Source organism: Alcanivorax sp. HI0007, from assembly GCF_001635525.1.
Classification (GTDB): domain Bacteria; phylum Pseudomonadota; class Gammaproteobacteria; order Pseudomonadales; family Alcanivoracaceae; genus Alcanivorax.
Genome location: NZ_LWEJ01000123.1, coordinates 1 through 8,802, shown reverse-complemented (window position 1 = coordinate 8,802; position 8,802 = coordinate 1). Strand labels below are relative to the sequence as shown.

The window sequence follows — 8,802 nt, the reverse complement described above, 5'->3', positions numbered from 1 at the left end:
AATTCTGGGAAAGTATCTGACCAGCAATAACGTCGGCAAAGCCCCATCCCAAACGGTCAATGCTAGCGATAGCGCCATAGTTGAGGTTGCATCATGAATATGGCTGCTGTTGCAATCCATAACCCTCGTCCCAGCGTTACTCCTGATCATGAAGTCATTATCATCGGCGCGGGAATTTCTGGAATTGGTGCGGCAATCCAGCTGCGTGCCGATGGCATCAAAGATATCTTGATCCTTGAGCGAAGCAAGGATGTGGGAGGAACCTGGCGCGACAACCGTTATCCGGGAATCGCTGTCGACATTACCTCGTTTACCTATTCATTTTCCTTCGAACAAAACGCAAATTGGTCTCGCGTTTTTGCGCCGGGAAACGAGCTTTACCAGTATACAAGACAGGTAACAAGCAAGTATGGCATCTACCCACTGATTCGCTTTGGTGTCGAAGTCGCTAGCGCCCGTTTTGATCTCGACAGCCATGTCTGGTTGATCGATCTTACGGATGGCAGGCGACTTAGTGCACGCCATATTGTCTCGGCCTGTGGCGGTTTGATATCACCCAAGATGCCAGATATTGAAGGGCTTGATACGTTCCAGGGCAATGTCATTCACACTGCACGCTGGCCAGATGACCTTGATCTTAGTGACAAGCGAGTAGCGGTAATAGGCACTGGCGCCACTGCAGTGCAACTGATTCCGAAAATTGCCCGCCAGGCTCGTCAACTTGACGTCTACCAGCGCACCCCCATCTGGGTGCTGAAGAAGCCGGATCAGACTCTGCCTGGCTGGCTCAAGGTATTGTTCCGAACCGTACCGGGCTTGCAACGCAGCCTTCGCGGCGCTACCGACACCGTCAGCGAAACCCTGATGGTGCTTTCCGCAATATATTACCGGCAGGCCCCTTGGCTGGTTCGCATGTGTGAAAAGGCGGGCATAAACAACCTGCGCGAACAGCTGCCCAACCGCCAGGACCTGTGGCAAGCACTGACACCGAAATACGGCTTCGGGTGCAAAAGGCCAACGTTTTCCAACGACTATTTCCGAACCTTTGCCCGAAACAACGTTGAGCTTGTCACGACCCCGATCAAGCGTATTACGTCCCGCGGCATCACCACCCAGGACGGCCGCTCACGGCGTATCGATACCTTGATCCTCGCCACCGGTTACAAAACCTTCGAGAAAGGAAATATTCCCTCGTTCGACGTCATCGGCAGCAACAACATCAATTTGGGCGATTTCTGGCATGACTACCGTTACCAGGCCTATGAAGGGTTGACCATTCCGGGCTACCCGAACTTTTACATCATGCTCGGTCCCTATGCCCTTATCGGCACCTCTTACTTCAAGATGGTCGAAGGGAATGCCATCCACCTCTCTCGCTGTATTCGCGAAGCCAACCGACGTGGAGCCAGCCAAGTGGAAATACGTCAGTCCGTCCATGACGCGTATTTCCGCAATATCCAGAAACGCCAGCAAAACACCGTGTTCCTTAACCACAACTGCGCGCTGTCGAACAGTTATTACTTCGACCATCATGGTGACGCGCCAATGCTGCGGCCCTCTACCTCTCTGGAAATGCTGTGGCGAGCCAAGCATTTACCGATGGATCACTACCGGTTCAGTGTACTGGCCGGGCACACTCCCAGCAGACACGACGGCGGGAGACAAGCCTGTGAGCCACATCCCCAGCTGCCAGAGAAGGGCATTCCGGCAAAACAAACAGATAACAATTCTCAGTGACTGTGCCAGAGAAAGTGTGGAGCCTGCTTGTACATGTCACGCCAGCAGAGCTCTCCAGATCCAGTTGACCGTGCGCTTTAGCGCTGCCCAGGAGGCGTTACACCACTCGATAACCCATGCCTGGTCAGCAACAGAACACGGCATCTCGTCATAGACGACGACTGGGCGTCACGCATTAATGTGTGACATTACCGGAGCGCCAGAGCACAACGTCATTACAGTCATGGACACAGACAGCTAAGCCTGAGACCAATATTGGTTGTTTAACCAAACAAACAGAAAATCAGAACAACTCACCATCTATAACCAGAACAGCCCCCTTTAGGAGCCTGAAATGTCTGCAAAAAAAACAAAACGGTTACCTCTCCTTTTCTTCACGTGCACTACAGCATTGCTCTCACCCGGCTTGGCCATTGGCGGTGCTGGCGACGGAGCGAGCACTTATGGGCTAGGCCCAATGAATGCCGGCACTGCCTTGGCATTCAGTCCTTTTGCATCCAACAGCTGGTCGGTGTACTACAACCCGGCCGCCATGGCCCGCTCCCCGGAGGGCGAACTGGGAGTCATTGTGCAGTATGGCGACCAGGAATTACGTGCCAAATCACTGGGAGGAACAGACCCTTTGGAGCGAGAGAATGATATCCTCTCTGACACCAGTTCCGAACTATTATTAATCGGCTTCAAAAGCCGCGTCGCCGGCATTTCCAGCATCGACAAGCCCATTTACTTTGGCCTGAACGTGGGTGTAGACCAATACACATCCAACCTATTGCCCTATCAGGCCAATACCAGCCAGAAAGGGCAGTTTCTACGCTATGAATCTCAGCCACTTTATCTCGCCTTTGGTGGCGCTATCAGCAACGTCCTGAGGGGCGTTGACGTCGGCGCATCAGCACGTCTTACCCTCCAGGCCAAAGCCAACCTGGAAGCAGTTTCAGACCTTGGCGGCAACACAGACTCTGAAAAACTTTCCCTGGAAGCCTCTCCATCCCTATCACCGGCACTAGGTATCAATATCCGCTCTGGAGAAATGTTTTGCGGTACAAGCGAGTGCATGCCTTTTGGAATGGATAAGATGGAGCTGGCTCTTTTCTGGCGGGGGGAAAGTAGCTATGAGGTATCCGTGGATGCCAATGTGGTTGTGCCGGGAGTTATCCCTGAACCAGGCCTGAGCCTAGCGCTTAGTACAATTGATACCTATCAACCTGAAGTTCTCGGCGCAGCCATTTTGCTTCCCGTTGGCAAATTCGAATTGACGGCAGGCATTGAGCAGCACAATTGGTCTGCGCTTGAAAGCGAGTTTGCCGACGATACTATTCGCGATCAGGCTAATCTAGCGTTTGACGACATCACCATTCCCCGAATTGGCGTTAGCTATCAGTGGTCGGAGTCCATGAAACTCTTTGCCGGCGCAGCCCTGGAGGACTCACCTTTAAAATCCAGCCGATCCCAGGACGTTAACTATCTTGACACCGATAAAAAGGTTTTCGGTCTGGGTGCCAGCTACCGTCTGTCCAGCGCGCCAATAATAGATATGCCATTAGAACTCTCCTTCGCTTACCAGTATCAAATGCTGGATGAAGCTGATTTCGAATTGACCTCCATCAACTCTTCCACCGATCCAGCCCCTTATGAAACGGTAAGGGCTGATGGTGAAATAAACGTATTTTCTTCCTCCCTGTCGCTAAAGTTTTAACAACAGGCATGCGATTAATACCAGGAGAAGAGCAATGAATAATAACCCCATCACAATCCACCAGTTTCTGATTAGTCTGGCGGTCGCCATAGCAGCCCTTCTGACCGGGTGCGGTGGCGATCAGGGCGATGTAAGCAATCCCTGGAGCACACCAGAGACATTAATTTTTTCTTACCCTTATCCTGGCCAGACCGAGGTTCCAGCTACCGCGCCAGTAATCCTGCGATTTTCCTCTGCACTTGAGCAAGAGGTTATTGATGACATTGACTCACGCCTACAGCTGGTCAGTGATACTGATGGGAATACCGTCATGGTTGACTATCAGGTGGTAGACAATGGCAGAGGCCTGGCCCTGTATCCTCAATCGCGGCTGGCTCCGGCGGAAGCGTACCATCTGGTTGTCAACGATGATGGCCTTGGAGCCATTGATGATAACTCCGTGGCCCGCGTTCGGTTTCGGACTGCAGGCAGTCAAGCCGGCGCATCGCAAACCATGGGAAGCGGCTCTTTCACCCTGCTTTCAGCCACTCCTCTAGACCAACCGTCATTGCTAGAGCCGATTGATGATGCCAGCCATCCCAACGACATGAGCACCTTCAGGATGTCGTTTAACCAAACGGTTGATCCGACCAGCACAGCATATGGCGAAACCGGATCGGTTCAACTTCGTGACAACCTCGGCAAGTTGGTTCCCGCATCACTATTTTTGCAGGGTCGTTACCTGACACTGGATCCTGACCAGGATCTGAAACCTGTGGAACACACACTAACGATTGCTGGGCTGCGGGCCCAGACTACCGGTGAACAGTTGCCGGAGTACAATCGGACTTTTGTTCCGGAAGCCACTCTTCCCCGTGCTACATCCGTTCTAAAAGTTGGCAGTCTTGGAGCTGAGCAACCTGGACTAGTGTCAACTTTAACCGGCAACCCGATCAATCAGGTGCCAGTACAATCCTTTGTGCTGGGAGATGAATCATTTACCGGGTTGAGCGGGGATCTAGCTGCAGATCTGGCTTTTGCTCCCAACTTTCCTAATGCCGTTCCACTGCGAGTACCCGCTGGTTCCGTACTCCGAGGCACCCCCGTGGACGTCAATATACTGGGCGAAATACCGTCCGGGCTGGAAACCGGTGAAGTCACCATCACGATACTCAGCGACGCTAATGGGTATCTGATCCCGAATCCATTCAGTGATTCCCCATCGGTTCCCCGCTATGCCCTGCTTAATATGGACGCAGCAATGACTGCAGCAGGTCAAGAGCCCAATGCGGCTCTCAGCCAGAACCTGCTTAATGTGCAGGTAGCGGGTTTAGCCGTTGTAAAGGATGGTGTACTAGTACTGGATGCGGTCAGTGTGGTTGAACCTGATGTACTGGGCCTGGAGAAGGCATCCGGTCTGCTCTCATTCCGCATGGAGGCCTATCAAAACCAGCGCCAAGCGCCTGCCCCAAGCCAAGACACTCGACCCTTGCAGCTTCAGTCTTGGGCACCGGGAGAAACGTTCCAACCCAATGCAAGGCCTGGTGACCCCGTTATCCTGAACTTCAACAAACCATTAGACCCAGCTTCGGTGTTCCTTGACGGTGCCGTACAGGTTTCTGTTGATGATGTAGTAAAGACGTACCCAATACGTCACGATGGAGCCACGATCATCATCGGAGGAGATATCCTTCAACACGGAAAAGACGTCGAGGTCACCCTCACCAGCCTGCTCCGAGATACGCAGGGAAACCCGCTCAACCAGGACCAGACACTCAACATCCGCCTACCGGACTTCGTGCTTCCCAATGGCAGCACCAATGAGCTACGTGCACCACTTGTCGCTGCTGTTTTTCCCGGTTACCCCTGTGCGTTAACCGATGTCGATCTTACCGGCGAAAGAGAGACTTGGCGCAATGGCCGATGTGTAGGAGGTAAAAATAGCGACCCGCTCTATCCTGTACCGAATATGTTCAAGGATTTTAGTATTCGAGTCATCTTTAGCCGCAGTATCGACGGCGACACGGTTAATGATCAGACTTTTGTTGTTGAACACTTCGATACCAACAATAACGCATGGGACCCCATCAATGGTCGTCTCAAGGTGCTTGCCCAGCGAATAGAGTTTCTCCCGAACAACCCGTGGCAGATTGGCGAGCTTTATCGCTACACCCTGCACTCCGAGCAAAACTCGCCTGTTTGTGGCACCAATGCCATATGTTCAACCGATGGTGCACCGCTACAAACACGTCAAATCTCTCAGTCCAGTTCCTCAGCCCCAGAGCTTAGAGAAGGAGGTCCAGACCTAACCAATCACTTCGTTGTAACAGGGGAAGAGGACCGGATCACCCGTGTGTCGTTACGCTCTCTGCCGGTTGCGGATGTTAACGCTAATCTTAGTATCGATGACAACGAGCAAGGTGCGGTACCCGATGGTAACGGCGGTGCCATTGCCGATGCCAACTACCTACAGCTTAGGCTAAAAAACAAATCGGGAGTAATAACCCATGCCAACATTGGCTGTGGTATAGGCGACGATTGCCCGGAAAAGAAATTTGCCTTTGTCGGGTCAGGCGCCTTGCAAGCCGGGGTAAGCCAGTATGAGCCGGATGTCACCATCAACCGACGCCTCATCGACAGCGACCCAATGACATCAAATGAAGTCACCGGCGCCGTCATTGCCAAAGTCTTCCCCACTGTTCTCCCAACGACGAGTGTGTTTCTGGAAGCCCGTGCACTGGGATTAATCACAATACCGTTAGACACCGGCCCCCTGGTGCTTCGCTTGGCATATGAAAACAATCAGCCCATTACTGGCTATATCACCCGAACCCCTGATGGCCCCTGGTTTAGCACCACGTTTGATCTCATGGTGGATGCACCAGAACTGGAACCACGACTAATCATTGAACTTGGGCATGACATCCGCAGTAAAAAAATAACCGGAGTCACCTTGGAAGGGCCGTTACGTTTTGTTGACGATGGTCGCCTGATTCTAAAAGTTCGCAACCCTGACTCTCTCGTCATACCAGCCAACATTGATCTGCTTGGCATAGGTTTGGCCGGTGTCGAATTGGAGGTACCGCCCCTCGGCGTAGACCTTACTTTTACCTTCTTGCCGGTAAAAGATTTTTAATATATTCCCCTTGTGCTAACGCACTTTCATGCCCCCTTTATGGGGGCTTTTTTCTGTCCTCACCGTATGCCACACCGCTGAATGATCATCAATATCGTCAAATAGGACTTTTCTTTGTGTAGAAGAAACGCTAATATTTGGTTGTTTGGCCAAATAAATAAATGCCTATAATGATGCATCCTCACGACAGCCTCGCAAGCCTTGCCTATAGCGATTCAAAGCACTCACCGGAATCTGGCAGGGATATACAGTTCCCGGGAAACGGCGGGTTGGTTCTTAGTGCAACCCAGTTCGGGGACCCGAAGTCACCGCAGGTGCTTTTGCTGCATGGCGGCGGACAGACCCGTCATGCCTGGGCGCACACGGCAACAGCTCTGGCCAGATCCGGGTACTGCGCTACCTGCATTGATGCCCGCGGTCATGGTCAAAGCCAGTGGTGCCCTGAAGGGGATTACAGCGGCACCGCGCTGGTATCAGACCTCCGCGCCATCATCCAATCACTTCCCACATCACCTTATATCGTGGGAGCGTCAATGGGCGGACTGACGGCCATGCTTACCCTTGGGGAGGAGCCCCCCTTGCCCTGTCGAGGTCTGGTACTGGTGGATGTGGCCCCACGGCTTGAGACCAAAGGCGTTCGCCGGGTGATTGAGTTCATGCGCCGCCACCCTGACGGTTTCGACTCTCTGGATCAGGTTCAGGATGCCGTGGCTGCCTATAACCCAACACGAAAAGCACAATCAAGCTCACAGGGCTTGCGAAAAAACCTCCGCCAGGACGCTAATGGCCGTCTCCATTGGCACTGGGATCCTGCGTTTCTTGATCATGCGGTAATCCCTGAAGCAAATGAAGGCATGTTCGGCCGAGCGCGACTCAATCTTGCAGCAAGCAAACTCAAATTACCGATATTACTCATCCGCGGCCATCACAGTGATGTACTCAGCGAAGCAGGAGCCCAGGAATTATTAGCCCTCGTGCCACATGCCAAGTACCGAGTAATCCATCAAGCAGGTCATATGGTAGCGGGTGACCGCAACAGTATTTTTACCGGAGCAGTGCTGGACTTTCTTCAGCACCTTGACCCGCAAGGAAATCACATACGCTCCACCGATCGGAGACTTACACCATGAAACATAAACACCTCGACGTGCTGATCATTGGCGCGGGCCTTTCCGGCGTTGGTGCGGCTTGTCACCTAAGCCGCAAGTGCCCAGATCTACGCTATGGCATCCTTGAGCGACGCAAGCGCGTTGGTGGCACCTGGGATTTATTTCGCTATCCCGGCATCCGTTCGGACTCCGATATGTTCACACTCGGCTATAACTTTCGGCCTTGGACAGACACCAAGATGCTTGCCGATGGCCCCTCTATTCGCAATTACATCGAAGAAACCGCTGAGCATCATCAGGTCCACAAGAAAATTCATTTTGGCCTGAAAGTCACTGCCGAGGACTGGAGCAGCGAATTCAATCGCTGGACGGTTACCGCGTTGAACGAGGAAACCGGTGAAGAAGAAGTTTTCACCGCTGGGTTTGTCCTCAACTGTACCGGTTATTATAACTATGACGCCGGCTACACACCGAAAATTCCTGGAATCAATCGCTTTGGCGGCGAGGTAATTCACCCGCAGCACTGGCCAGATAACTACGACTATACGGGTAAGCGAGTTGTCGTGATCGGCAGCGGCGCCACCGCCGTAACACTGGTGCCCGCGATGACCGACCGCGCTGCGCATGTCACCATGTTACAGCGCTCCCCTACTTATGTTGCCTCCGTCCCTGAGCAAGATCTCATCTCGAAAAACCTGCGCCGAGTACTGCCAGAAATGCTTGTTTACCGCATGGCGCGCACACGCAATATCCTGCTGCAGAGAACCGTATTTAACCTATCGATTCGTAAGCCCAAAGCGATCCGCAGATTACTGCTGGCCGCTGCTCGCAAACAACTGGGGCCGGATATCGACATGAAGCATTTTCAACCTCACTACAACCCATGGGAGGAACGAATGTGCGCAGTTCCCAAGGGGGATCTGTTCAAGGTGCTTCGTGAAGGCAAGGCTTCCGTGGTGACGGATCATATAAAAAATGTCACCAAAACCGGTATAAAACTGGAATCTGGGGATTGGATACCTGCCGATATTATCGTCACAGCTACCGGTCTGGATTTGCAAATGTTGGGCGGCGCAGAGCTACGTGTTGATGGTACGCACGTCAATCTCTCAAACACCATGATGTACAAAGGCTTAATGCTGGAA

At 52.6% G+C, this 8,802-nt stretch carries 5 protein-coding genes; all 5 read left to right on the top strand.

Features of this window, described 5'->3' with window-relative positions; translation table 11 throughout:
• Positions 1–93: 93 nt before the first annotated feature.
• Positions 94–1,737, top strand: a complete 1,644-nt coding sequence (locus tag A3714_RS07180) for an NAD(P)/FAD-dependent oxidoreductase (RefSeq protein ID WP_007149384.1) — start codon at positions 94–96, stop codon at positions 1,735–1,737.
• Positions 1,738–2,071: 334 nt separating this feature from the next.
• The gene (locus A3714_RS07175; protein ID WP_063509526.1) at positions 2,072–3,433 is read left to right on the top strand and encodes an OmpP1/FadL family transporter; all 1,362 of its coding nucleotides are present in this window, start codon (positions 2,072–2,074) and stop codon (positions 3,431–3,433) included.
• A gap of 34 nt (positions 3,434–3,467) precedes the next feature.
• The gene (locus tag A3714_RS07170; protein WP_063509527.1) at positions 3,468–6,548 is read left to right on the top strand and encodes an Ig-like domain-containing protein; all 3,081 of its coding nucleotides are present in this window, start codon (positions 3,468–3,470) and stop codon (positions 6,546–6,548) included.
• Positions 6,549–6,709: 161 nt separating this feature from the next.
• Positions 6,710–7,678 (top strand): alpha/beta hydrolase, encoded by a 969-nt coding sequence (locus A3714_RS07165; protein ID WP_365848622.1) that lies wholly within the window; start codon positions 6,710–6,712, stop codon positions 7,676–7,678.
• The coding region (locus A3714_RS07160) for an NAD(P)/FAD-dependent oxidoreductase (RefSeq protein WP_063527163.1) at positions 7,675–8,802 on the top strand (1,128 nt) is incomplete at its 3' end. The genes A3714_RS07165 and A3714_RS07160, both read left to right, overlap by 4 nt.